The sequence below is a fragment of the Streptomyces sp. NRRL S-350 genome (assembly GCF_000719705.1).
Classification (GTDB): domain Bacteria; phylum Actinomycetota; class Actinomycetes; order Streptomycetales; family Streptomycetaceae; genus Kitasatospora.
In genome coordinates this window covers 1-25,314 of record NZ_JOHO01000014.1, presented here as the reverse complement: position 1 = coordinate 25,314, position 25,314 = coordinate 1, and the positions used below count along the sequence as shown (strand labels likewise).

The following is a 25,314-nucleotide window of genomic DNA, read 5'->3' as shown; positions in this document are numbered from 1 at the left end:
GTGGCCGATCCGCAGTTGCCTGTGATCCGCACCGTCGTCGAGCAGTCCCGCCGGGTCCTGGAGACCTACGGTGTCGACCCGGGCCTGATCCCCGAACACGCCAACGGCGAACGCCGCATCACCCAGGGCGGGTACGGCGACCGCCAGCTCTTCGAGCTCGTCCAGAACGCGGCCGACGAACTGCGCGACGAACCGGGCGGCCGGATCCACGTCGTCCTCACGGGCACCCACCTGTATTGCGCCAACCAGGGCGACCCGGTGACGCCGGAGGGCGCAGAGACCATCCTGCGCATGAGCATGTCCCACAAGCGAGGCGGCCAGATCGGCCGCTTCGGCGTGGGGGTGAAGTCGGTCCTGGTGGTGACCGACGCACCCGAGTTCTTCAGCCGCCACGGCAGCTTCGGCTTCGACCGGGCCTGGTCGTACGAGCTGATCCGGAACGTGCCCGGCGTACGTGAACGGCTCGGTGAGGACTTCGAGGCACCTGTGCTGCGCATGGCCCGGGAACTCGACATGGCGGCCGAGCGCCTCCGGGACCAGGTGCTGGACGAACTGCTGGAGTGGTCCACCACCGTGGTCCGCCTCCGGCTGCTGCCCGGCGCCGCCGAGCGGCTGGGCAAGGACATGCACGGACACCAGGGCGTGGCCGGTCACGACACCCGCGAGGAGTTCCCCTCGGGCTTCCACCTGTTCTCCCCGCACGTGGGACCGGTGATCCTCGAGGACCGCCGGTCCCGTCCGATCGCGCGCAGGGCCCTCCGCTCCGAGCGGGCCGGAAGCCTGCACACCATCCAGGAGGAGCGGGTCGGCAAGCCGCCGGCCACCTCCGACTGGCGGGTCTTCACCTGCACCCACGAGCCGACCGACGTCGCGCGGCGCGACGCCGGCGAACTGCACGACCGGTTGTCCATCGACGTGGCCTGGGCGGTGCCCGCCTACCGCCCGGACGAACGGACCGGTCTGCTCAGCGCCGCCGACGCCCGGGGGCGGGGCCGGTTCTGGTCCTTCTTCCCGACCAAGTACGAGATGACCCTCAGCGGCATCCTGAACGGGGCCTGGAAGACCAACGAGGACCGTCAGAACCTCCTGGACTCCTCGCCGTTCAACGTCGAGATGATCCAGGTCGCGGCCCGGCTGGTGGTCGATTCGCTGCCCGAGCTCGCGCCGGCGGAGGACCCCGGCGCGTACCTTCCGCTGCTGCCCGGTCGCTCCAAGGGCGTGGAGACGATCAGTTGGGCCGACCGCCTGCTCACCGAGCAGATCTGGGCCGCCTCGACGGTGCGTCCGTCACTGCCGGACCAGGACGGCGTCCTGCGCGCGCCAGCCGACCTGAACATCCACCCGGACCTCGGGAAGGACGGCGCCGGGATCAACCGCTGGCTGCGGGCCTGGCACTCCTACCCCGGCCGTCCCCGCAACTGGGCGCACCCCTCGGTCGAGGCCACCGACCTGCGTTCCGGCAAGGTCCAGCACATCCTCGGCGCTGCCGGCCGGCAGCGGGCCTCGGTCGTCGAATGGCTGGAGGCCCTCGTCTCCGACGGCACGGCGGAGGCTTCGGCGGCCGCCGTCCGGATCGTCGCCGACATGATCGGTGCCGACGCCTCCTGCGCCACCGAGGCCCGCAAGGCCCGGATCGTGCTCACCGAGGAGCACGGGCTGGTCGCCCCACTGGGCAGTGTGGTGTACCGGCGCACCGAAGAGGACGGCCTGCGGGAGTCCCTCGTCTACGTCGACCGAGCGCTGTCCGACGACCCCTCGCTCTCCTCCGCCCTCACCGCCCTCGGCATCCAGGAAGCCGACGTCCGAGGGCGCTTCGTGAGCGTCCTCGACCAGGGGTTCGGATCGTACGGCCCGCAGGAGTGGACCCGGTTCTGGGAGTTGTTCCACCGGGCGGGGGCCTCCGTGGTGGGCCACGAGGTGACCAAGCGAGTGGACGCGCCGCTGGACACACTGATGGTACGGACGGCGGACAGCCGCTTCCACGTCATGCGCGACTGCATGGTGCCCGGTGTCGTCGTCACCGCCGAGAGCGACCCGGAGATCGCGGTGGACATGCGTTTCCACTCCGACGACGCGGCCTTCTTCCGCGAGTTGGGCCTGCCGGAGCGGCCGACTCCCCGTCACAAGCCGGAAACCGAGCCATGGTTCGGCGAGTACCGCGAAGCGGTGCACGCGGCGTACTGTCGCACGCTCGACGACCGGGCCGGCCGGCCTGCCCTCGCCCGGACGAGGGTCGAGGGCTCTCCCGTCGGTGGTCCGCTGCACCTGCTGCCCCGGCTCTCCGAGGAGGCCCGCGCGGCCTTCCTCCGGGCACTGCCCGAGGAAGCGCTGATCGCGAACTGGACGCTTCAGATCGGGGCTCAGGCCAACAGCCGCCGGTCGGTGCTCTCCCCCATCCGCTGGATGCTCACCCGGCACGGGCGGGTCGGGACGTCGCAGGGGCTCAAGTCCCTCAAGGAGGCCGTCGGGCCGCAGCTCGACGCGTACCGTGACGTGCTTCCGGTGGCCTCGATCAGTGCCGAGAAGGCCCGCAAGCTGGGGCTTGCGGACAGCGTCGAGAAGGTCCGCCCGAAGCAGTGGGAACAGCTCCTGGAGAAGTTGCAGGAGAGCGAGGACGACGCGTTCGTCGGCTCCACCTACGCGCTGCTGACCCGCCTGGAGATCGACTTCCCCGAGGGCTCGCTGACCCGCTGCCGGGTCGGTACGGCCTGGGACACAAGGGAGGACGGCGAGATCGCCGTCGCCTCGGACCCGCAGGAGTACCGCTCGCTGCAGGCCGAACGGGTACCCGCGCTGTTGATGCCGGACCGGGAGTCCGCGGATCTCATGGTCGAGCGGTGGGGCATGCTGCGCCACGACGACGTCATCACCCGGGAGACCCGGCACGAGTCGAACGTGGAGCCGGTTCCGCTGGTCGAGGAATTCCCGACGCTGCGGCAGAGGATGGGCAGTTCCGTCGGCACGTACTCCCTGCTGCGGTGCTCCACTCTGGAGGAGGTCGTCCGCACTCCCCACGGCCCGAAGCCGAAGTCCCTGGAGAGCGCCCGCCAGGGCAACGTGATCAAGGTCGTGGACTCGCTGGACCGACTCGGCACGCTCCGGGCCGTGGACCGTGAACTGGGTCTGCGGATAGGAGAAGCCGGCTGCCGCGCGGTCCTGGACGCCCAGGACCGCCAGGAGCAGGACGAGAAGGTCCGGTCCGCGTTCAAGGCGATCCGCGACGCCACGGACGTGACGGCCAAGCTGGAACTGCTGATCGGTGCGGAGGCACTGCGCGACCGGCTCCCGGCAGGGTTGATGGAAGCCGAACGTCAGGAGCTGGACGGGCAGGAGCCCACGGGGCGTCGGATCGCCCAGATGGCCTTCAACGCCCACGGCGACACCGTGCTCAAGACGCACGTTCGCGACATCCTCGAGCGCTTCCCGAACGCCCCGTCGTCCTACACCGGCGGTTCGGCGGCGGTCTCCTTCGTCTCCGACCTCGGACTCCCGGCGCCCTTCGCCGGCTACCGGGCCCCGGCCCTCGAACAGAGCCTGACGGTGGAAGGCCCCCGGGACTTTCCACGGTTGCACGACTACCAGGAGCGGCTCGCGCTCAACATCTTCGAGATGCTGGACCGGATCGCCCCGCAGCGGGCCATGTTGTCCCTGCCCACCGGCGCCGGCAAGACGCGGGTCACCGCCGAAGCCGTCATCCGCTGGGTCAAGCAGACCGGTTCGCTCACGGGGCCGATCCTGTGGATCGCCCAGACCGAGGAGCTGTGCGAACAGGCCGTGCAGAGCTGGCAGTTCGTCTGGAGCAAGGCGGGCGCGCAGGAGCGGCTGACGATCAACCGGCTCTGGACCTCGAACGAGGCGGCCCCGGTCACCGACGGACCGCAGCTCGTCGTGGCCACCGACGCCAAGCTGCGGGTGTGCCTGGACACCGACCGGTACGCCTGGCTGCGGGAAGCCGCGCTGGTGGTGGTGGACGAGGCACACGTGGCGACCGGTCCGAGCTACACCGAGATCCTGGGTCTGCTCGGGCTGAGCCAGCACCGCACCGACCGTCACCTGCTCGGCCTCACCGCCACCCCGTTCCGCGGTCACAACGAGGAGGAGACCCGTCGGCTGGTCAACAGGTTCGGTGCCCGCCGGCTGGACGAGGGCGTCTTCCCCTCCGACGACGCCTACGGACACCTCCAGGACCTGGGTGTGCTGGCGCGGGTCGAGCACAGGGAGCTGACCGGCGGCACCATCGAGCTCTCCCGCCAGGAGCGGGAGAGCACCGAACAGTTCAGCCTGCTGTCCAAAGCGGCCGAGCAACGGCTCGCCGAGGACCACGACCGCAGCCGCCGCATCGTCGAGGAGATCGCGGCCATGCCCGACGACTGGCCGGTGTTGGTGTTCGCCACCTCCGTGGAACACGCCAAATTCCTGGCGGCCATGCTGATGGACCGCCGGATCTCCGCGTCGTCGGTGGACGCCACCACTTCCGACAGCGACCGCCGGGCCCGGATCCGGGATTTCCGCGACGGCCGCGTACGGGTGATCACCAACTACGGTGTGCTCACCCAGGGCTTCGACGCCCCGGCCACCCGGGCGGTGGTGGTCGCCCGCCCCGTCTACAGCCCGAACGTGTACCAGCAGATGATCGGGCGCGGCCTGCGCGGCCCCCGCAACGGAGGCAAGGACACCTGCCTCATCCTCAACGTCCGGGACAACATCCGGAACTTCGACACGGCCCTCGCCTTCACCCGGTTCGAGCACCTGTGGAGCACCTCGTGACCGTCTGCCCCGAGGACGGACCCGTCCTCACGGCCGAACAACAGGCCGTCGTGGACCAGCCCTGGGACACCCGGCTGTTGGTCACCGCCGGGGCCGGGACCGGAAAGACGCACACCCTGGTGCGCCGCATGGACGCACTCGTCGGCAACCTCGACCCGGACGAGGCCCTGGAAGCCTCCGAGCTGCTGGTCCTCAGCTTCTCCCGGGCCGCGGTCCGCGAGCTGCGAGACCGGATCGTCCGGCACGGCGAGCACGCGCGGCGCGTGCGGGTGCAGACCTTCGACTCCTGGGCGTACTCCCTCCTGCTCCAGGCGTACCCGGACGGCGAGTGGTCGGCGTTCTCCTTTGACGAGCGCATCCGGGCGGCCACCCGGGCGATCGAGAAGGGCGCGCTGGAGTCCCTGGAGTCCGGCCCGCCCACGCACGTGATCGTCGACGAGGTGCAGGACCTGGTGGGGGCGCGCCGGGAGATGGTGGAGTCACTGCTGGACCGGCTCCAGGACTCCTGCGGGTTCACTCTGGTCGGTGACCCCGCCCAAGCCGTCTACGACTTCCAGATCGAGGACCCCGAGGAGTACGCCGATCGCGCCGACCTCTTCCTCCGCTGGGTACGGATCTCCTACGCCGACGACCTGGTGGAACTGCGACTGACCCGGAACTTCCGCGCCGTCACCCCCGAGGCGCGCACCGCCCTCCCGCTCGGACCCGCCGTGCAAGGCATCGGCAGTGCCCCCGAAGGCGCGGACGCGGCCGCCGGACGGCTCTACGGGGACCTGCGCGAGCTGCTGCTCGATCTCCCCGACCTCGGGTCGCTCACCGACGCGTTCACGGTGGACTCACTGCGCTCCTTCCCCGGCACCTGCGCGATCCTCACCCGCGACAACCGGCAGGCCCTGGTCGTCTCGGAGCTTCTGCACACCCAGGGCGTCCCGCACGCCCTGCGACGCTCGCTTCGGGACCGGCCGGTGCCGTACTGGGTCGCCGAAGTGCTGCGCCGGACCCGAGCCGCCACGCTCACCGAGGAGCGGCTGCGCGAACTGCTCGCCACGATCCCGCTTCCCCCCGCCACCGACCTCGACCGGGTCTGGCGGTCCCTGCGGGTGGCGGCACGCGGCACCGGCCGGGGCACGCTCGACGTCGCACGGCTGCGGCGGCTGGTGGCGGAGCGCCGCTTCCCCGACGAACTGGCCGATCCGGAACCGGCCCGGCTCGTCGTGTCCACGGTGCACCGCTCCAAGGGCCTGGAGTTCGACCGGGTGATACTGCTCAATCCGCAGTCCCTGGCCGAATTGCGTCGTCACACCGACCACCTCGACGTGCCCGCCGAGACCCGCGCCCTCTACGTGGCCATGACCCGGGCACGGGAGGACCTGTACCGGATCCCGGGCCCCGACACGGTGACGGTACTCAGGCACAAGCCGACCGGCCGGTGGTACCGGGGAGTCCCCAACCCGCGCCACAGGTGGCGGCGCGACGGCATCGAGGTACGGGCCGGTGACGTGGACACCCTGGAACCGGCCGTCGCCCCGGTCGACGCACCCGGCGCCCAGGCGTACCTGCTGGAACGGGTGCGGCCGGGGGACACAGTGACGTTCCGCCTCCGGGACTCCCTCCCGATGGGCCCCGAGCAGAGCCCCCGGTACGCCCTGCTCCACGAAGGGCGGGAGATCGGCGACGCCTCCGAAGCCTTCAGGAGCCAGTTGCACGGCGTCCTGAAGGTCGGCGCGACCTGGGAGGTCCACTGGCCCGAGGAGATCGCCGGCCTACGGATCGACTGCCTGGAGTCGGTCGCGGGCAGCCCGGCGGCCGGGGCCAACGCGGGCCTGGGCGACCAAGGGGTGTGGATCGCCCCGCGCATCAGCGGAATCGGACGGTTCCGGCGCGCAGCCGGTACCGAGGAGGAGCAGGAATGACCATCCACGCAGGACGGCACGCCCGGCACTACGAGGTCCGCGAGGACCTGGTGGCCCGGCTCCGCCGGGAGCTGCTGGGCCCGGACCTCGACGCCTCCGCCGAGGACCGCGCCGAGGTCCTGGACCAGGACGCTCCGATCAACCGCTACTCCGTCGGCGTGCTCTACCCCCGTCCGGCGGACGCCGAGGCCGGCCTCCGATGCCGGGAGGACGTCGCAGAGCAGGACGGCTTCGACGAGGAACCCTTGACCAGGGCGGACGGCCTCGACGAGTCAGCCCCGACCGCGGACCGCCCCCACTCCGGCGACCGACGTCCGTCCGCTGTCGGGCTGACCTTCGCGGTCGACCTCGCCGCGTGCCGGGAGATCGTGGTCTCGGCCCGCGCCGCCGTGTACGAGCCGGAGGACGCAGAAGGGCGCAGGGTCTCGGCCCGCCGCAGCGAGGCCCGCACCACCTCCGACCAGCGGGAACGCTGGCGCCGGGTGGAACTCGACCTCCCGGACACCACGATCGACGTCGGCTGCCCGGGTCGCGGCGCCTCGCGCGACCTGATCGACCGCACGGCCCGGTTGGAGGTTCACGTACGCCGCCCGGCAGCGGAGACGGGCACGGTCACCGTCACGGTCACCCTGGTGAACATCCAGAAGGTGGGCGAGCGAGAGCTCCAGGACGCCTTCGCGCTCTTCCAGGCCGGGCTGACGGTCCGTGCCGCCAACGGGTCGAGCGCCTTCGTGGAGCGTCCGACGGCCCTGTCCGCCGTGGACGCCGAGTCGGAGAGCAGCCGGCTGCTGCACCGGCACGCCCCCACTTTCGCCACCGGCCACGGCTGCGCCGCCGTGTGGGACTGGGCACCGCCCCCGATCGGCCTCACCGACGTGGTGCGCGCGGGCGTGGGCGAGGTGCGCACCGAGTTCGTGCCCACCCACGAGGTGCTGCTCACCGACTCGAACCCGGCGATCGACGCGAGCGCCCTCACCATGCTCGGTCTCGCCGAGGCGGACGACGCGGAGGTGGTCGCCGCCCTGGAGGGGCTGGCCACCGGCTACGAGCGGTGGATCGAACGGAAGCGGGACGAGGCCGCCGCGCTCATCGGCACCTCGTACGAATCGGCCGCGGCGGACCAGGTCCGCGCGTGCGGCGAAGCCCTGCAGCGGATCAGGGAGGGCATCGCGCTCTTGCGCGACAAGCCCGACCTGATGCGCGCCTTCCGCCTCGCAAACCGAGCGATGGCCACCCAGCGGGCGCGGAGCGCCTGGGTCAAGGGCGGCCGGATCGGCGACCCGGACCCGACGTCCGCGCGCTGGCGTCCCTTCCAGATCGCCTTCGTGCTGCTGTGCCTGGCCGGGGTGGACGACCCCGGGCACGCCGACCGCGGCGTGTCCGACCTGCTGTGGTTCCCTACGGGTGGCGGCAAGACCGAGGCGTACCTGGGCCTCATCGCGCTCACCACTTTCCTGCGCCGGATGCGGCTCGGGGCAGCGGGCGGCGGCGTCACCGTCCTGATGCGCTACACGCTGCGACTCCTGACCCTCCAGCAGTTCGAGCGTGCCGCGATCCTGATCTGCGCCATGGAGCGGCTGCGTCTGGAGAACCCCGAGGAACTGGGACACGAGGAGATCTCCATCGGCATGTGGGTGGGACGTTCCGCCACGCCGAACACCCTGGACGTGGCCTCCCGGCAGCTCCTCGCCGCCCGCACCGGCCGGGTGCTCCAGAAGGAGAATCCCGTCCAGTTGCACGCCTGCCCGTGGTGCGGGACCGCCCTCGACGCCCACCACTACCGGGTGGACGAGGAAGCCGATCGGATGGATGTGCGCTGCCCCGGCAGGGACTGTCCGTTCTCCGACGGGCTGCCGGTGCACTTGGTCGACCAAGCCGTGTACGCGGCCCGGCCCACCCTGGTGATCGCCACCGTCGACAAGTTCGCCTCGATGCCGTGGCGTGAGAGGACCGCCGCCCTCTTCAACCGGGACCGCCAGGACTCCACCCCTCCGCCTGAGCTGATCGTGCAGGACGAACTGCACCTGATCTCGGGACCGTTGGGCACCCTGACCGGCCTGTACGAGACGGCCGTCGACGTGCTCGCCGACCACCCCAAGGTGATCGCCTCCACCGCGACCATCCGCCGGGCCGCCGAACAGGGCAGGGCCCTGTTCTCCCGCGAGGTGCGGCAGTTCCCGCCCGCAGGCCTGGACGCCCGCGATTCCTGGTTCGCCGTGGAGACGCCCGCGGGCGAGAAGGCATCCCGACGCTACGTCGGCCTGCTCGCCCCGGGCACCAGCCAGTCCACCCTGCTGATCCGCACCTACGCCACGTTGCTGCACCAGGCGATGCGTACCGACGCCGGCCCGGACGTGCGCGACGCGTACTGGACGCTGGTCGGCTACTTCAACAGCCTGCGTCTGTTGTCCGCCGCCGAACTGCAGGTCCACGACGACGTCGTGGCCTACCTGGAGCATCTCGCCGAACGCGACACCTGCGAGCCGCGGTCCGTCGGCAACCACTCCGAGCTGACCAGTCGGGTCGATGCCAGCGACATCCCGACCCGTCTGAAGCAGATCGAGCGTCGGCTGGGGGACGGTGACACCGCGGACGTGGTGGACGTGCTCCTGGCCACGAACATGATCGCCGTCGGTGTGGACGTGGACCGGCTCGGCCTGATGGCCGTGATGGGCCAACCGCAGACCACCGCCGAGTACATCCAGGCCACCAGCCGGGTGGGCCGCGCCCATCCAGGTCTGGTCGCGGTGATGCTCAACGCGGGCCGCTCCCGGGACCGTTCGCACTACGAGAACTTCCAGCACTTCCACTCCGCGCTCTACCGCGAGGTCGAGTCCACCTCGGTGACACCGTTCTCGGCGCGCGCCCGTGACCGCGGTCTCCACGCCGTGATCGTCGCCCTCGCCCGGACCCTGATCCCCGCCGCCCGCAAGGACGAGGACGCCGGGAGGATCCACCTCTACCGGGACGAACTGCGGGACCGAATCCGCCCGCTGATCCTCGATCGGGTCGGTCGTGTCTCCCCGGAGGGGACCGCCGCCAAGGAGGTCGCCCACGTCGCGGCGGCCTTCGACGAGTTCGTCGACTGGTGGTACGACGAGGCCGAAGCGCACGGCGGTCTGTACTACGAACCGAAGCGGGGGCGCTCCGTCCCCTCGCTGCTCAAGCCCTACAACGACGCCCTGGAGGACGTCGAGGCGTGGGAGACCCTGTGGTCCCTCCGCGACGTCGACGCCGAGTCCGCCCTGTTCATGGAGGCATCCCGATGACCCCGCCCCCGTCCCGTCGCCGGCGCGGTGCCGCCGGTTCCGCCGCGCCGGCCCGCAATCTGCCCCGCCGTGGTGCGGTCCGTCGGGCCCAGGCCATCACCACGTACGGCGTCGGGTCCCTGGTCGCCGTGGACCAGGAGTCCTTCATCGTGTCGGGCATCGACGCCGCGGCCGAGCAGTGGCCCCGTGACGAGGCCCCGGTCATCCGCGAGCCCCGCCTCGCGCGGGTACTGGGCGTGCGGCACTTCCGTCTCCCGCCCGCATCCGGTGACGACAGCCGGGACGGCATCCGGGTGCGCCGCTTCCCGCTCTGGCACCACTGCCCCGAGTGCCACGCGTTGGACCACGTGGCGAAGTTCAACCCTCCGCCGGGACGCAACGAGTGCGGCGAGTGCGCCGAGCCCCTGGTGCCCTCCCGCTTCGTGGTCGCCTGCGAGGACGGACACATCTCCGACTTCCCGTACCGGGACTGGCTGCACCGGCGGCGTCGCGGGGAGGGCGCGGCCGCCGCCTGCGACGGCCGGATGAGCCTGCGGTCGTCGGGTCGCACCTCGTCGCTCCGCTCGGTGGTGCTCTCCTGTTCCTGCGGAGTGCCCGAGGTGTCCATGGAGGGCTCCTTCCGGGCCGGCGCCCTCAAGGACCTGCACATCGGCTGCCGGGGCGAGCGGCCGTGGTTGAAGGACGCGCCCAGGATCCCCTGCTCCCTGACGCCCCGTACCCTCCAGCGCGGTTCCTCCTCCGTCTGGCAGCCTGTGCTCCGCTCGGCTCTGTCCATCCCGCCGTGGAGCGACACCCGGGTGAACGCGCTGGACAAGCACTGGGACAAGCTCCGCGGCTGTACCGACCTCGGCGAGATGGAGATCCACCTGAAGCACGTCTTCGACGGGATCCCCTCCCCGGTGAGTGCCCAGGAGGCGTTGGACCTGGTTGCCGCGATGGAGGCCGAGGACCCCGCCGGGGAGGACACCCCGGACCGGGACCAGGAGAAGCGCTACCGGGCCCTGCGCGACCTGGAGTACCAGCGCCTGTGCGCCGGCAATCCGGAGGAATCCGGTCACCACACCGAGCAGTTCGTCTGCGAGCCGCCGATCGGCGACGGGAAGTCGCTGACCGGTCTGGGCCTGGTCACCCCGATGCTGGTGAAGAAGCTCCGGGAGGTCCGCGCCCTCAAGGCCTTCACCCGCGTCATCGATCCCGAGACCTCCTCCGAGGGGCACGAGGCGCAGCTGTCGCTCGAGCCCACCGACTGGCTGCCCGCCATGGAGGTCCACGGTGAGGGGGTGTTCCTCCGGTTCGACGAGGAGAAGGTCGACGCCTGGGCCGAACTGCCCGCCGTCGCCGACCGCGTGGCGCGCATCCGGCACCGCCACCAGCGGGTCCTCGCCGAACGGGCCTCGGACCCGACACGGGTTCCGGTTTCCCCCGCCACCCCGCGCATGGCCCTGTTGCACACCTTCGCGCACGTGATGATCAACGAGTGGAGCCTGGACTCCGGGTACCCGGCCGCATCGCTGCGCGAACGGATCTACTCGGGCGACGAGATGGCCGGTGTGTTGATCTACACGGCCACCAGCGACTCCGCCGGAAGCCTCGGCGGCCTGGTCGCCCAGGGCGAGATCGACCGCCTCGACCGGGCCGTGCGCTCGGCCGTCCACCGGGCCGAGTGGTGCTCCGCCGATCCGCTCTGCGTGGAGAGCGAGGTCTCCGGCGCGGGCGGCACCAACCTGGCCGCGTGCCACGCGTGCGTGATGCTCCCGGAGACCAGTTGCGAGCACAACAACGGTCTGCTCGACCGGGCCCTCCTGGTCGGCACTCCGGAGGAACCGTCGATCGGCTTCTTCTCGCACCTGCTCGCCCGCTGAGCACCGGGCGGTGACCCGGGGCGGAACGGCACACGATGTCGTCCCGCCCCGACGTCACGGTGTCCGCGCGGCCCGGGTCACTGCCGATCCCGTGGTGCGGGCCCGCGCCGACCCAACGCCGCCCGGATCGCCAGCCCGAAGGCCCGCGCCACCGGCGGCGGCGACGCGTGGCCCACCTGCCGGTACCGCACCGTCTTTCCGCCGGCGAAGGACCAGTCGTCGGGGAAACCCTGCAGGCGTGCCGCCTGCTCGACTGTCAGCTTCACCAGGTCCGCTCCGTCCGGTGACGGATCCCAACGATCGTCGGGCCCCGGCACATCGGTGGCGACGGTGCCGCCGTTGACCCTCATGCGGGCCCAGGAACGCTTCGACCCGGTCGGACCGAGATCCGGCCCACCGCGGTTCCAGGAGCCCCCGACCAGGGTGGGAGCGACCTGATCGGCCTGGGCGGCCCAAGCGGCGGCATGCGGCCACCCGCGGGCGGCCATCGAGGCGCCCAATGCCTCACCGACCGTCGGTGGCGGATCGGTGTCACGCGGCGGGGGCACGAAGTCGCGCATGGAATCCCCCTTCAGCGCCACCAGGATCCCCTGCTTGCGGTCTTGGGGCACACCGTGCCACATCGCGTTGACGACGAACCAGGCGTACTCGTACCCGAGGTGTTCGAGTTCGGCTTCGACCACCGCCCGGATGGGTTCGTACGCGGGTTTGGAAGCCAGTTCGGAGACGTTCTCGATGAGCAGCGCACGTGGCTGCACACCGTGCACCAGCATGACGGTCGCTTCGAGCAATCGGAGTTCCTCGTCACTGTCCTCGCGTCTCACCGCGGCGCTCGCCTTCACCCGGGGCAGACCGGCCGCGAGGAGGTCCACGTCGTAGCACTCGCGGTGCTCCTCCGGTACGAAGTCGAGCAGATCGCTCTCCAGGACGTTCCAGTCCGGGCGGTTCAGCCGAAGCGTCTCGCAGGCCACGGGGCGGTTGTCCAGGAGCAACACGGGATCGAACCCGGCCTGTTCGAGGCCGAGTGCGAGGCCGCCCGCGCCGGCGCACACGGCGAGGCAGCTCAGGCGTTCGTGGCGGAACTCTTCCATGATCACCATTTGTGCTTGTCGGGAGAACGCGGCGAAGGCCGAGCCTCTGAGCCATCGATGATCGCATCTCCGCCGGGAGGAGTCGATGGTCCGGATGCGCACGGCAACGGTCCCGAACGGCAAGGGCGCAGGCGGTCCGGCCGTGAAGGAGCGGAACCGCACCCGGCTCCCTCGCGGGCTCGCTGGCGGCCGGCCGGGAGACCCCCCTTCCTTTTCGCCGGAGCGGGAAGGATGCGGATGCCGACGGCGGGCCGCACCGGCCCGCTCCGGTGCGCACCGCTTTTCCCGACATGCCGAAGGAACCACTCGTGCCTCTGACTCTGCCGCTCGACGCCACCGTCCTGTTCCAGGGCGACAGCATCACGGACGCCGGACGCCGGCGCCACGTACCCGCCGATCTGGGCGACGGGTACGCCGCGCTCGCCGCTCGCCGTCTGCTCGCCGCCCACCCCGGGGTGACCGTGCTGAACCGCGGCGTCGCCGGCGACCGCGTCGCCGATCTGCGGGCCCGGTGGGAGGAGGACACCCTCGCCCACGGCCCCGACCTGCTCTCGATCATGGTCGGGGTGAACGACACCCTGCGTCGCGACGATGCCGGGCAGTCCGCCTCCCCAGGGGCCTGGGAGGAGGACTACCGAAGCCTGCTGCTCGCCGCCGTCTCGCGGGGGGAAACCCGGCTCGTGCTGATCGAACCGTTCCTGGTGCCCGTGGCCGCCCAGCAGTGGGCCTGGCGGGAGGACCTCGACCCGCGGATCGGCGTCGTCCGGCGGCTCGCGGCCGAGTTCGATGCCCAGCTCCTCGCCGCCGACGGACTGCTCAACCAGGCCGCCCGCAGTGCCGGTCGGCCCGAGCTGGTGGCCTTCGACGGTGTGCATCCGACCCCGTTCGGCCACCGCGTCCTCGCCGACGCCTGGTGCGCACTCGTCCTCGGCACCTGACCCCGGCGATCCCCCGCCCCCGGCGATCCCTGAGCCCGGCGATCCCTTGCGCCCTGGGATCCTTTGCGCCCTGGGATCGGCAGGCACTCGGGGGGGAGGTGCCGCCGCGGGGGCGCGGATCGGAACGGCGCCGCGCGTGCGGGAATCCGTGCCGACTCCGCGTCATGGCCCCGGTGAAGCAGCCTGGCCGCTATCCGAACAGGCGTCGCTGGATCTGCCGCCGGTAATCGTCGAGGGTCCGGTCGAGGTGCCTGGCCGTGGCCTCGGCCGCCTCTTCGGGCCGGCCGTCGCGGATGGCCTGGTAGATCGCCTCGTGTTCCTCGACCGCGGACCTGGTGCCGTCACCGAGCGTGTCGTGGATCCCGATCGCGCTGGACTGCCGCTGCAGCCGTCGTGCGTCCCGGACGGCGCTGACCAGGAAGGTGTTGTGCGAGGCGGTGGCCACGGCCGCGTGGAAGTCCTCGTCCGCCTGGTTGAACACGTCGACCTGACCGTGGACGAACCCGTGCCGGCACTGCTGCACGGCGACCTCGATGGTCCGCAGTTCGGCGGGCGTGGCACGGGTGGCGGCCAGCCTGCTCGCGGCCATCTCCTGCACCCGGCGGAACTCGAACAGCATGAGCACGTGGTCGAGGTCGACGGGGCGGAAGAAGCCGCCCCAGCGGCTGGTGATGAGCATGCCCTCGTCGTCGGCGACGAACAGTCCGCGCCCCTTGTGCGCCCGGACCCGGCCGAGGGCCGAGAGGATCTTCACGGCCTCCCGCACCACCGCCCGGCTGGTGTCCAGCCTCTGGGCCAGATCGTTCTCGGTGGGCAGCCGGTCACCCGCCACCAGGCGGGACTCGGCGATGAACTCCAGGATCCGCTCCGCGACGATTTCGTACCCGGGCCGGTAGTCGCGCCGCGCGTCCGCACCGTGCACCACTGCGGCCGCTTCCGGTACGGCTTCCGGCGCTGCTGCGGTCGCCGTCGCCGATGCCGATGCCGCCGCCGATGCCGTCGCAACGGAAGGTGCCTGCGTCGGCAAGGCCGCCTGGGCCGCGGGCGTGTCGTTCATCTGTCCTGCCTCCTGGCTGACGCAACTGGGGCGGCTGATCGCTGCGGAACCCCGCTCATCGTATCGCAAGCGGTAATGAGTAGTACTCATCCAGAAGCGAAATTCATGCCATGCAGTCGGCGATCCGGCTGGCTCACAGGGGCTTGCCGAGCATTCATGCCGCCTGTCCGGCCATTATGCGCGCAGCCCGTCCCGACGACGCCGGGGCGAGGACCTGACGGAGCGCCCGATAGGGCGCCTGATTTCTCCGCGGCAGTCCCGTTGCGGGACTGCCGCGATCGGGCGAGGCGGCGAGGCCGGAAACGGTGAGGCCGGAAAGCCTCTGCCCCCCGGCCTCACCGCCTACTGCCTACTGCCTACTGCCCCGGTACGGGCCTGGCTACTGGATCGTCCAGGCCTGGTTGGACTGGTTCAGGGGCATCCACTGCTCGACGGCGGCTCCGTTCGCCGTCGATGCGTTGCCCACCTCCAGGATCTGCCTGCTCTCGAAGTTGCGGATGACGTACCCACCGCCGGTCGGTTCGAAGTACCACAGCTGGTTGTTGCCGCCGCCGTAGGAGTACTGCTGCAGCGTGGTTCCCCGCCAGTGGCTGGAGGCGTTGATGTCGAGGACCTTGCCGCTGTTCCGGTTGACGATCCGGTAGAGCTGCCCGCTGACCGGAACGATGTTCCACTGCTGGTTGGCGCCGCCCGTGGCCGGCCACTGGATGACGCTCCCGCCGTCGGCGGTGGACCCTCCGCTGACGTCCATCAGCTGACCGCTGTTGACGTTCCTGATCGTGTAGTACGTCGACGCGTTGGTGTTCGGGGCTCCGGTCGAGCCGGCCAGCGCCCCGCCGGCCGGCTGCACGCTGAAGTCCGTGATGAAGAAGTACGCGCCGTCGGTCTTGGCGACGCGCACGTAGCGGAACTCCTGGCGGACGTCGATCCTGCCCGTGAGCGTCGAGGCGAGCGGCAGTGTGCTCGTCTGGCGTCCCAGGACGGTGTAGCTGCCGAAGTTCGGGTCGTTGGAGGCCCGGACCTCGAAGTTGCCGCGTGTCGACGACTGGTCCAGGTCCTGGCGGGTCGTCAGCGAGAACTGGCCCAGCTGGTGGGCCTGGCCCAGGTCGACCTGCCACCAGGCCGAGGTGTCGCTGCCGGTCGGCGACCAGCCGGTCGCGCCGTTGTTGTCGACGGCCTTCGAGGCCTCCCATCCGGTGCCGAAGACCGAGGAGGAGGATGCCGGCTTGTTGTACGCGAGGTTGGCCTTCGCGGCCAGCCCCTGGTAGGCGGGCTCGAGGCCGGAGGCCCTGATCACCGAGTCGCCGGACGTCGTGTTGTTGGTGAGGGTGATGTTGGAGCCGTTGCGGTTCTGGTTGATGAATCCGTCGGTGTGCGCCAGCACGTTGTTCGACAGGGTCATGTTGTTCGACCCCTCGTCCAGGTAGATGCCGTGCACCGGCGAGCCGCAGGCGGCCGGCCCTCGCACCAGGTCGTGGATGTAGTTGCCGTTGACGACCGTGCCCGGGTCGTTGGAGAGGTGGTAGATGCCGGCGGAGTCGCAGAGCCGGTTCATCGCGTTGCCGATCCGGTTGTAGCTGATGCTGTTGTTGCCTTCGGCGTTGGCCGCCGACTGCCAGCCCCAGCCGAGCGAGATGCCGGCCCACGGAGTGTCGGAGATGTCGTTGTGGTCGATGGTGGTGCTGTTGACGAAGCCCGCGTTGATGCCCGTGGTCCCCAGGTAGTCCTCACCGATCCGGGTGATCAGGTTGTCCTTGACGGTGACGTTCTTGACGACCTCCCTGGCGTCCTCCCCGGCCGGTGAGGTGGGCGGGTTGTAGACGGTGTGGTACTCCACGGTCGGGTCGGAGAACTTGCCGACCGTGATGCCGTTGCCGGAGATGTCGTGGACGTAGTTGCCGGTCGCGCTGCTGTCGTGGACGCCGTGGTGCAGGTCGAGGGCGGTGGAGCCCAGTTGGGTGAAGGCGTTGTCGGTGAAGGAGACGCGGTCGGCGTCCGCGGCCTGGACCGCGGCCGGCGGGCGGCCGACGTACTGGTTGTTGGAGCTGTCGGCCGAGAGGTTGTAGTTGCCGCCCTGGCCGTTGAGGTAGCCGTTGTTGCTCGCCTCCATCCAGGTGGTCCGGGTGAAGGTGATGCCGGAGAACCGCAGGTCGTGGGCGGGGCTGTCGAGGTTGGCGCCCTTGACGTCGAAGAGCGTCTGGACCGTCGGCGCCTGCACGTCGGCCGTGGCCATGTCCTCGCCGGGGCGGGGCTTGTAGTAGACGGTCTGCGCGGCCGTGTCGACGTAGAACTCACCGGGTTCGTCGAGGAACTCGTGGGCGTTCTCGAAGTGCAGGGGGGAGCCGTTGGCGAGCACGGGGAAGGGGCGCTGGAACAGGATGCCCGCCTCGCGGTCCTGGATCGACACGTCGGCGGTGCCGTTGCCGGGGCTGATCGACTTCAGCCGCAGGTAGCTCTCGCCCCACTGGGTCTCCAGCGCCATCTCGACCCGGTTGAGGTGGCCCCAGTCCGAGACCTGCGAACTGAGCACCTTCAGCAGCTTGTTGGTCTTGTCGCTGCCCTGCAGCTGGAAGTCCGAGCCGACATCGGGGTAGCGGGCCCGGGTGGCGCGGCCGCCGTTGACGTACAGCTGCCGGAAGTCGAGGGTGCCCACCGGCGCCTTGTACTCGCCGTTGGCGGCCGCGGTCCAACCGGTGATCGACTTGCCGCCGCTGATCACGGGCGTCTCGCCGCGGTACGCTTGGTAGACGACCGTGTGGCCGTTCATTCCCGAGTCGCCGGTACCGAAGGTGATCGGCGCGGTGAGGGGGTAGGTGCCTCCGCGCAGGTTCACGACGATGTCGTCGGACATGGCCGCGTTGACGGCTCGGACCGCGGACTGGGCGGCCTGGATGGTCCTGAAGGCTGCGGTGGCACTGGTCCCCGGGTTGCCGTCGTTGCCGTTGACCGGGTCGACGTAGAAGTTCGTCGTGGCCGCGTAGGCGGATTGAGCGGGCAGCGCGGCCGCTAAGACGACGGTTGCCGTCGCGAGCGCCTTGACCGCCCCCGCGCCGATGCGTAGGGCTCTCATCTGCGGTGTCCCTCCTTCATCCCTGCTGCTTATGAATTGTATTTATCAAGGTGCTACGGCAGGGATGTCAAGATGATAGACATCCCTATTTTCTGCCGCAGAAATGCGAACGGCAGACAGCCGCGCTAACGCTGACGCCGCATACGCCACCGGAGCAGGCAGGAAGCGGCAGGTCAGAATGGTCACACTCGCGACAGCCGACCGCAGGCGACCTCACGGCCTGAGCCGACCGGGAAGCAAAATCCAAAATGAGTAGTACTCATTTTGTCGAATCAGGGCGCCAACTGCGCTCCACCAGTCCTCGCATCATCGGGACCAGTTACCCCGCCCGCAGGTCCCACCTGACCAGACGACAGAGGAGCCGCTCCCGCCCGAAGCGGAGACGGCTCGACCGCCTCGCCGAACTCGCTGCCGGCGCAGGGGCCGGGGCCCTCCGGAGGTCCGGGAGCCGGTGGGACTGGTCGGTGGCGGTGAAGGAGCGGAAGTAGCGTTGCTCGTCGGCATCGCAGGCCTCGACGAACAGGAGGTACCAGGAGCGCCGTCGGTGGTGGCGCCGCTGCTGGAGCTACGTCGCTGGTATCGCCTTGCTGGTAGCGCCGTCGCACGGAGCGCCTTAGCTGGTAGCGCCGTCGCACGGAGCGACGTCACGCGAAGGGGCTCGCCCCCGCGCTGCGGATGCTGCGGGGAGAGGCGCCGAGTTCGCGACGACAGGCCTTGTTGAACGCCTGCAGGTCAGGGATGCCGACGGAGGCGGCGATGGCGGGGATCGACAGGGTGGTGGCCTGGAGGAAGTGGCGAGCCCGCTCCATCCGCCGAGCGCGGAGGTAGCCGACGACCGTCTCGCCGACGGTGGCCCGGAACAAGCGGGTGAGGTGGTTGTGCGAGACGCCCGAGGCCTTGGCGATGTCCGGCACCGTCAGGGGCTCGGCCAGGCGGGCCTCGATCAGGGCGACGGCGGCCGTGACCGCCGGATGACGCCCCCGGGGGCTTCGCGCGCCCGGCGGAGTGAGGTGGGCGATTCGCCAGAGGGCGGCCCACACTTCGGCCGTGGCCCGCGCCGGAGCGTCCGGCCAGGCGGCCAGGGCCTGCCGGAAGTGCTGCTCCAGCAGCGGCAGTTCGGCGCCGGTGTCCTGGAGCACCGGGATGCTGCGGGGCGCTCCGGTCGTCCCGAGGCGCAGGTGCACGTAGATGTGCTCGGAGCGCCCCCGGTACCGGTAGCGCACCGGCGTACCGGGCGGCACGAGGCTGATCCGGCCGGGGCGGATCGTGTGATCGGCGCCGGCCACTTCCAGGTCGGCCTCGTAGCGGTAGAGGTGCAGCTGCCACAGGTCGGGCAGCAGGAAGTCGTCCACCCGGCCCGCCGGGCCGTGCACGCCGAGGCCGACGGCGGCGAGGACGGGCGGCTCCTCCAGCCGGGCGAGGATCGTCTCCATGGGGATACCTTCTACCACCGCCGGCGCGGGGCCCCACCCCGGTCGGAGGGCCCCACCCCGGACCGAGGGCCGCACCCCGGGAGGAGGGCCGCAGTCGACCCGGGGCGGTGGCGGACATGGTGGAAATGGACCAGCAGAGGGTGAGCCGGGCCCACGCGGCGGGCGGTGGCCGCGCCTAGCGTGGCGGTCATGGAGAACCGGAAAACCCTGCTGGATTCGGTCCGGATGGCGCGCTTCGTGGCGAGCGGCTCCGTGCGCCTGGACGCGGTCGTCCCGGCCGGGATGAACGAGGAGGCGATGGCGGTGCTCTCGGCCGGTGTGCCGCCCGTGCCGTACGGGACGCCGCTGTCACGAGCCTACGAAGCCGACTCGTTCGTCGGCAGGCTGCTGAGGATTCCGCAGGTGGAGGGGGCCCTGCACAGCCTGGTGGGCCCGGAGCCGACCGTGGACCACCATGCCGTGCACGTCCGCGAACCGCACGGAAGCGAGGCCCAGCCGCTGCACGGGGACGCCATCATCGACGTCCGACAGGACGCCTTCGACGTACAACTGATGTACTACCCGCGGGCGGTGACCCTGGAGATGGGCGGCACCCTCAGCGTCCCGGGCAGCCACCTGCGCCGGACCAACGAGTCCGACACCGGGCGCTACCAGAACCTGCTCGGCCAGGACCGGCTGGTCTGTCCGGCGGGCACGGTGGTGTTCGTGCACCACGGGCTCTGGCACGGAGGCCGGCGCAACGACAGCGACACCGTCCGGTACATGTTCAAGATCCGTTTCAATCCCACGGTGCGTCAGCGACTGCTGTGGGACACCTCGGACCTGGACGACCCGGCCGTGCTCGCGGAACTCGGCCGGTCCTTCCCCTGGTACGAGTCGGCGACGGGCCGCCTTGAGTTGTACAACCGCGTGCTGTTCTGGCGGGCGCTGACCGGCGACGACAGCTTCGACCTCGACCACTGGGTGACGAGGGTCTCGAACCGACCGCAGGAGGCGACGGCATGACCGCGCGACGCGTGCTCCCCACTCCCGCCCCGGGCCCGGACGTGGACCCGGGCACCGGCCCGGCCCCGGCCACCGGCCCGGCCCCGGCCACCGGCTCGGGCCCGGACGCCGGCGCCTTGCGGCAGCAGGTGCTGGTGCTCTACCTCGACAACTCCGCGCTCGACTCCCGCGTCCTCGGCTGGTCCCTGTACGACGGCACCGGTCGCACCTCCCCGACGGCCGGTGACGGCGACGAGCCGCCGTATCCGTCAGGGGTGGCCGCGCTCTGCGACGGCTGGCGGCTGATCCAGGCGTCGCAGTTGCTCCCTCCTCCTCCGGGCGGCGAGTACGACGTCTCCTTCCTCAAGCACGAGTTCTTCTTCGAGCGGTTCGCGCACTGAGCCGACGGTCGAAGGCCGGCACCCGGCGCCCGGCACCTGAGAGCCGGCACCCCACAGCCGACAGCCGACAGGGCCGTCATCGCCGGTCCCCGCCGCTCCCCCGTTCCGGGCCGCGTCTCCTGAAGACGTGGCCCGGAGGGGGTCGGCCTGTCAGAGGAAGCGCCAGAGGTGGTCGGCCGTGCCGTTGTCGTCCCACAGGACGACCTGGGCTCCGGCGGTCGTGGAGGCGCCGGTGACTCCGAGGACGCGGCCGCTCGCGGCGGACTGGATGCGGAAGGTGTCGCCGCCGCCGTGTCGCAGGCGCCACCCGTGGTCGGCGGCCCCGTCGTCGGTCCACTGGACGATCCGGGCGCCGTTGGCGGTGCTGCCGCCCTCCACGGCGAGGACCTTGCCGCTGTTGGAGTTCCGCAGCCGCAGGTAGCCTCCGCTGTCGACCACCGCGGTCCACAGGTGGTCGGCGGTGCCGTTGTCCGTCCACTGGAGCGCGGGGGCGCCGTCGGCGGTCGACATGCTCAGTACGCCGAGGACGAGTCCGCTGGCCACGTTCTGGATGCGGCGGGTGCCGGTCGGGACGAACCGCCACCGGCTGGTCGGCGCGCCGGTGTCGGCGGCCTGTACGGCGAGGGCCCCTTGGGCGAGGGAGCCGCCGGCGATGCCGAGTGGCTTGCCGCTGTTGACGTTGCGCAGTTCGTACGCGCCGTCGGCCGCCTCGGCGACGGTCCACCGGTGGTCGGCGGTGCCGCTGTCCGACCACTGGAGCACCGGGGCGTCGTCGGCGGTGGACATGTTCTGCACGCCGAGGACCTTGCCGCTGTTGACGTTGCGCAGGCGCAGCGCGGTGCCGTCGACGACGGGCACCCAGTCGTGGTCGGTGGTGCCGGAGTCGGACCACTGGAGGGCGGATCCTCCGTCCGCCGTGGACATGTTCCGGATGCCGAGGACGAGTCCGCTGGCCGCGTTGAGCAGGCGGAAGCCGGCGTTTCCGGCGGTCGCGGTGCTCTTGGTGCTCCAGTAGACGGTGTAGTTGAAGCCCTGCGCCTCGTGGAACGGCCCGAGGCCGACGGGCGAGCCGTCGGCGGTCGCGGTGAACGCGAGGCCGGTCGTGCCGGTCCGGGTGATCGATGCCGGGTCGAGGACGGGGAGGGCGGAGAGGGCGGTGCTGCCGTAGTTGCCGCACAGGACGACCGGACCGTAGGTGATCGCGGCGACGTCGGGGTTGTCGTTGGCGGCTCGGAGGGTGGTGCGCATGGGGAGTTTGACGGTCACGGTGTCGCCGGAGACCCAGGCGCGGGTGAGGGTGGCGTAGGTGCCGGGGGTGGCGGCGATGTTCTGTGCCGTGCCGTTGACGCTCACGGTGGCGCCGGCGGCCCAGGCCGGGATGCGGATGCGCATCGACCAGGTGCCGTCGGCGCTGCCGGTGACGCGGAGCGTCGTGGTGTCCTCGGCGGGGTACGAGGTGGACTGGGTGATCGTGATGCCGCGTTCGGTCCAGTTGAGGACGGTGGGCAGGAACAGGTTCACGACCAGGGTGGTGCCCTCGCGGAAGTAGACGGAGTCCGCCAGTTTGGTGTTGGACTCCATCCCGGTGCCCTGGCAGCACCAGAAGCTGTCGTAGTCGGTGCTCCAGGTGCCGCCGCCCCAGGCCGGGCCCACGCCGCGGCGGCCGCCGGGCTTGAGGGGGGTGAAGTAGGTGACGTGCCCGTGGGGGTCGGCGGGGTTCTGCGCGCCGACGACGTGGTTGAGCAGGGTGCGTTCGTAGAAGTCGAAGTACGCGGCCTGGGTTGGGTCCAACTGCCACAGTTCGCGGGTGAGTTTGAGCATGTTGTACGAGTTGCAGAGCTCGCAGTTGTCGTTGGTCAGGTACGCGGCGATGGCGTCGGGGGCGCGGAAGTGCTCGGCCTGGCTGTTCCCGCCGATGGCGTAGGTGTGCGAGGTGGTGCAGAACGTCCACGCTCGGGAGGCGATGTCGTGGTAGCGCGCGGTGCCGGTGGCCCGGTACTCGCGGACGGCGCCGATCCACTTGGGCACCTGGGTGTTGGCGTGCAGCCCGTTCAGCTGGTCCTGGCCGGCGGCCAGCGGGTCGAACACGGCGGCGTGGTCGAAGCGTTGGGCCACGGTGAGCCAGCGCGGGTCTCCGGTCTGCAGGTGGAGGTCGGCGAGGACCTCGTTCATGCCGCCGAACTCGACGCCCATCAGTGACTGCATCTGGCTGTACCCGAGTCGGCCGGTGCGGACGTCGACCCAGTCGGCCAGCGCCAGGAGGACGTCCCGGGCCTGGGTGCTGCCCATGAGGCGCCAGACGTCGAGCAGGCCGGCCATCGTCTTGTGGACGCAGTAGTAGGGGACGTTGCCGTTCTTGAGCGTGCCGGCTTCGAGCTGGGCGAAGTCGGTCTCGGGGAAGCCCGAGAGGTAGCCGGGGGTGAATCCCGCGGCGGCGTTGTTGGCCTGGCACCTGGCCAGTTCGGCCACCATGCGGTCGGCCTTGTCGCGGCAGACGGTGTCGCCCAGCCCGGCGTAGGCCTGGGCCCACGCGCTGAGGAAGTGGCCCTGCACGTGGGTCCGGAAGGGGAACGCGGGGGCGTCCCAACCTCCCGTCGCGGTGGCGGAGTTGGTGGAGAGCCGGTGGTTGGCGCGGAAGTTGTACAGCAGGCGCTCGACGTCGACGAAGCGCAGGTACGCCAGGGTGCGGTTCTGGTTGTCGAGCCACCGGCCGCCGGTGAGCCGGACCTGGCCGAGCTCGAACGGCAGCGTCGTGGTGCCGACGGCGGCGGCCTGTGCGTCCGGCGTGGCGAGGCCGAGACCGACGGCCGGCGCGACGGCCAGCACGCCGGTCGCCTTGAGCAGATTGCGGCGGCTCAGGGGTGGGGGCAGCATGGCTGACCTGTTCCTTTCGGGAGGGGACCACCGTGCGCGGGGATTGTTAGCGCTAACAAAAGTTCCCGGAGCAGGGCAACTCGCGGGCTCGGGGCGGGGGTTCGCCGTCTTCACGACATCCGGCGTTAACAGGGGTGTGATGTTTATAGCCCCGGCGTACCGGGCGTGTCCAGGGCCCGGCAGCGGCGCCGCGCCCGCCCCGGCGGTCGGCGCCCCCCTTTCCCGTCCACGGTGCGACGGAATCCCCAGGCGGCCCGAGGTGCGAAAAACGTGCGCATCGGCGGCGTTGGTTGCGCGATGTCTTGACGGACTCCCCGACGGGTGGCCACAGTGATGGCCGTCGCGGCGCCCCGAGGTGCCCATTCACCCAACCTTGCGCAACCGCCGCTTCCCGGGCGGAATTGTTAACGCTAACAATCCCCGGTCCCCTGCTTCCCCCACACCTTCCTTCCCACCCCTGCGAAGGAGTTCGTCCATGACCGTACGATCGTGGCTGCGCCGTGCCCGGCGGGCGCTGGCGGCCGCGGGGACGGCCGCCGTGCTCGCCGTCGGCGTGCTCACCGGCACCGCCACCCCCTCCCAGGCCGCCACCCAGGGGCCGTGCGACATCTACGCCGCCGGCGGCACGCCGTGCGCCGCCGCGCACAGCACCACCCGCGCCCTGTTCGCCGCCTACGACGGCCCGCTCTACCAGGTGCGGCGCACCTCCGACGGCACGACCGAGGACATCGGCGTCCTGAGCACCGGCGGCTACGCCGACGCCCCCGCCCAGGACACGTTCTGCGCCGGCACCGAGTGCACCATCACCCGCGTCTACGACCAGACCGGCGGCGGCAGCACCCTGGTCTACCAGGGGCCCGGCGGCACCGGCGGTGCCGACACGGCGGCCACCGCGACCACCGAAGCGGTGACCGTCGGCGGCCGGAAGGCCTACGCGCTCTACATCAAGCCCGGCAACAGCTACTTCGCGTACAGCTCCACCTCGGGGGTGCCGACCGGCAGCTCACCCGAAGGCGAGTACATGGTGACCAGCGGCACCCACGTCAACAACGGCTGCTGCTTCGACTACGGCAACACGGAGACCGACCACAAGGCCGACGGCAACGGCGCGATGGACGCGATCAACTTCGGCACGGAATGCTGGTTCGGCGGCTGCAGCGGATCCGGGCCGTGGGTGCAGGCGGACCTGGAGAACGGCCTGTTCTCCGGCGGCAGCAAGACGTGGAACCCCCACCAGGTGCCGCAGACCAGCCGGTTCGTCACCGCGATGCTCAAGAACAACGGCACCACCCAGATGGCGCTCAAGGGCGCCGACGCCCGGACCGGGAGCCTGACCCAGCTCTACAGCGGCTCACTGCCCGCCGGATGGAACCCGATGCACAAGCAGGGCGCCGTCATCCTCGGCAGCGGCGGCGACTGCTGCCAGACCAACCACAACGCCAGCGAGGGCACCTTCTACGAGGGCGCCATGGTCAAGGGCTACCCCTCCGACGCCACCGACGCCGCCGTCCAGGCCAACATCGCCGCGGCCGGCTACAGCACCGGCTCCACCGGCGCCGGCTCGCTGACACCCGGCTCCCGGATCTCCCTGAAGGCCACCACCGCCTGCTGCACCTCCGACTACCTCCGCCACGACGACACCGACACCAAGGCCG

At 70.9% G+C, this 25,314-nt stretch carries 13 protein-coding genes; 8 read left to right on the top strand and 5 right to left on the bottom strand.

Annotated elements, in window-relative coordinates; translation table 11 throughout:
• From IF30_RS0116105 to drmB, 4 genes are read left to right on the top strand one after another with little or no spacing between them, the layout of a single operon-like run.
• Positions 1-4,767: a DEAD/DEAH box helicase gene (locus IF30_RS0116105; RefSeq protein WP_030238083.1), complete on the top strand. Its 4,767-nt coding sequence runs from the start codon at positions 1-3 to the stop codon at positions 4,765-4,767.
• Positions 4,764-6,680: a UvrD-helicase domain-containing protein gene (locus tag IF30_RS0116100; RefSeq protein ID WP_107054412.1), complete on the top strand. Its 1,917-nt coding sequence runs from the start codon at positions 4,764-4,766 to the stop codon at positions 6,678-6,680. The genes IF30_RS0116105 and IF30_RS0116100 overlap by 4 nt, the downstream gene beginning before the upstream one ends.
• Entirely contained in the window at positions 6,677-9,949 is a 3,273-nt protein-coding gene (locus IF30_RS0116095) for a helicase-related protein (protein WP_030238078.1), read from the top strand. The genes IF30_RS0116100 and IF30_RS0116095 overlap by 4 nt, the downstream gene beginning before the upstream one ends.
• On the top strand, positions 9,946-11,811 hold the full coding sequence (gene drmB / locus IF30_RS0116090) for a DUF1998 domain-containing protein (RefSeq protein ID WP_030238076.1): 1,866 nt from the start codon (positions 9,946-9,948) through the stop codon (positions 11,809-11,811). Before IF30_RS0116095 ends, drmB begins: the two co-directional genes overlap by 4 nt.
• A 77-nt stretch (positions 11,812-11,888) precedes the next feature.
• Here the strand turns inward: drmB and IF30_RS0116085 are convergent, their stop codons facing one another.
• Positions 11,889-12,911, bottom strand: coding sequence for a DNA cytosine methyltransferase (locus tag IF30_RS0116085; protein ID WP_107054411.1), 1,023 nt, complete (start codon positions 12,909-12,911; stop codon positions 11,889-11,891).
• Between the two features lie 299 nt (positions 12,912-13,210).
• Between IF30_RS0116085 and IF30_RS0116080 the strand changes: the two genes are divergently transcribed.
• A complete protein-coding gene (locus IF30_RS0116080) occupies positions 13,211-13,840 on the top strand; it encodes a GDSL-type esterase/lipase family protein (RefSeq protein WP_030238070.1) in 630 nt (209 codons plus the stop codon).
• A gap of 190 nt (positions 13,841-14,030) precedes the next feature.
• On the opposite strand, the gene IF30_RS0116075 is transcribed toward IF30_RS0116080, so the two are convergent.
• From IF30_RS0116075 to IF30_RS0116065, 3 genes are all read right to left on the bottom strand, one after another.
• Positions 14,031-14,897 (bottom strand): FadR/GntR family transcriptional regulator, encoded by an 867-nt coding sequence (locus tag IF30_RS0116075; RefSeq protein WP_078891419.1) that lies wholly within the window; start codon positions 14,895-14,897, stop codon positions 14,031-14,033.
• Positions 14,898-15,276: 379 nt separating this feature from the next.
• The gene (locus tag IF30_RS0116070; protein WP_030238063.1) at positions 15,277-17,967 is read right to left on the bottom strand and encodes an RICIN domain-containing protein; all 2,691 of its coding nucleotides are present in this window, start codon (positions 17,965-17,967) and stop codon (positions 15,277-15,279) included.
• 644 nt (positions 17,968-18,611) lie between these two features.
• Positions 18,612-19,400, bottom strand: a complete 789-nt coding sequence (locus IF30_RS0116065) for an AraC family transcriptional regulator (RefSeq protein WP_030238061.1) — start codon at positions 19,398-19,400, stop codon at positions 18,612-18,614.
• Between the two features lie 189 nt (positions 19,401-19,589).
• Between IF30_RS0116065 and IF30_RS0116060 the strand changes: the two genes are divergently transcribed.
• Together IF30_RS0116060 and IF30_RS0116055 are read left to right on the top strand one after the other, a co-directional pair.
• Positions 19,590-20,405 carry a phytanoyl-CoA dioxygenase family protein gene (locus tag IF30_RS0116060; RefSeq protein ID WP_030238058.1) on the top strand — a complete coding sequence of 272 codons (816 nt, stop codon included), beginning with the start codon at positions 19,590-19,592 and terminating at the stop codon, positions 20,403-20,405.
• Positions 20,406-20,521: 116 nt separating this feature from the next.
• Positions 20,522-20,785, top strand: a complete 264-nt coding sequence (locus tag IF30_RS0116055) for a hypothetical protein (RefSeq protein ID WP_030238055.1) — start codon at positions 20,522-20,524, stop codon at positions 20,783-20,785.
• Between the two features lie 150 nt (positions 20,786-20,935).
• Here IF30_RS0116055 and IF30_RS0116050 read toward each other — a convergent pair whose 3' ends face one another.
• The gene (locus tag IF30_RS0116050) at positions 20,936-23,656 is read right to left on the bottom strand and encodes a beta-L-arabinofuranosidase domain-containing protein (RefSeq protein ID WP_037900157.1); all 2,721 of its coding nucleotides are present in this window, start codon (positions 23,654-23,656) and stop codon (positions 20,936-20,938) included.
• Positions 23,657-24,134: 478 nt separating this feature from the next.
• Between IF30_RS0116050 and IF30_RS0116045 the strand changes: the two genes are divergently transcribed.
• On the top strand, positions 24,135-25,314 hold a 1,180-nt coding region (locus IF30_RS0116045), incomplete at its 3' end, for an arabinofuranosidase catalytic domain-containing protein (protein WP_199807872.1).

Coding starts and splice junctions, on each gene's coding strand:
- IF30_RS0116095 (WP_030238078.1), top strand. CDS start 6,677: ATGACCATCCACGCAGGACGGCACGCCCGGCACTACGAGGTCCGCGAG.
- IF30_RS0116075 (WP_078891419.1), bottom strand. CDS start 14,897: ATGAACGACACGCCCGCGGCCCAGGCGGCCTTGCCGACGCAGGCACCT.
- IF30_RS0116085 (WP_107054411.1), bottom strand. CDS start 12,911: ATGGTGATCATGGAAGAGTTCCGCCACGAACGCCTGAGCTGCCTCGCC.
- drmB (WP_030238076.1), top strand. CDS start 9,946: ATGACCCCGCCCCCGTCCCGTCGCCGGCGCGGTGCCGCCGGTTCCGCC.
- IF30_RS0116060 (WP_030238058.1), top strand. CDS start 19,590: ATGGAGAACCGGAAAACCCTGCTGGATTCGGTCCGGATGGCGCGCTTC.
- IF30_RS0116070 (WP_030238063.1), bottom strand. CDS start 17,967: ATGAGAGCCCTACGCATCGGCGCGGGGGCGGTCAAGGCGCTCGCGACG.
- IF30_RS0116065 (WP_030238061.1), bottom strand. CDS start 19,400: ATGGAGACGATCCTCGCCCGGCTGGAGGAGCCGCCCGTCCTCGCCGCC.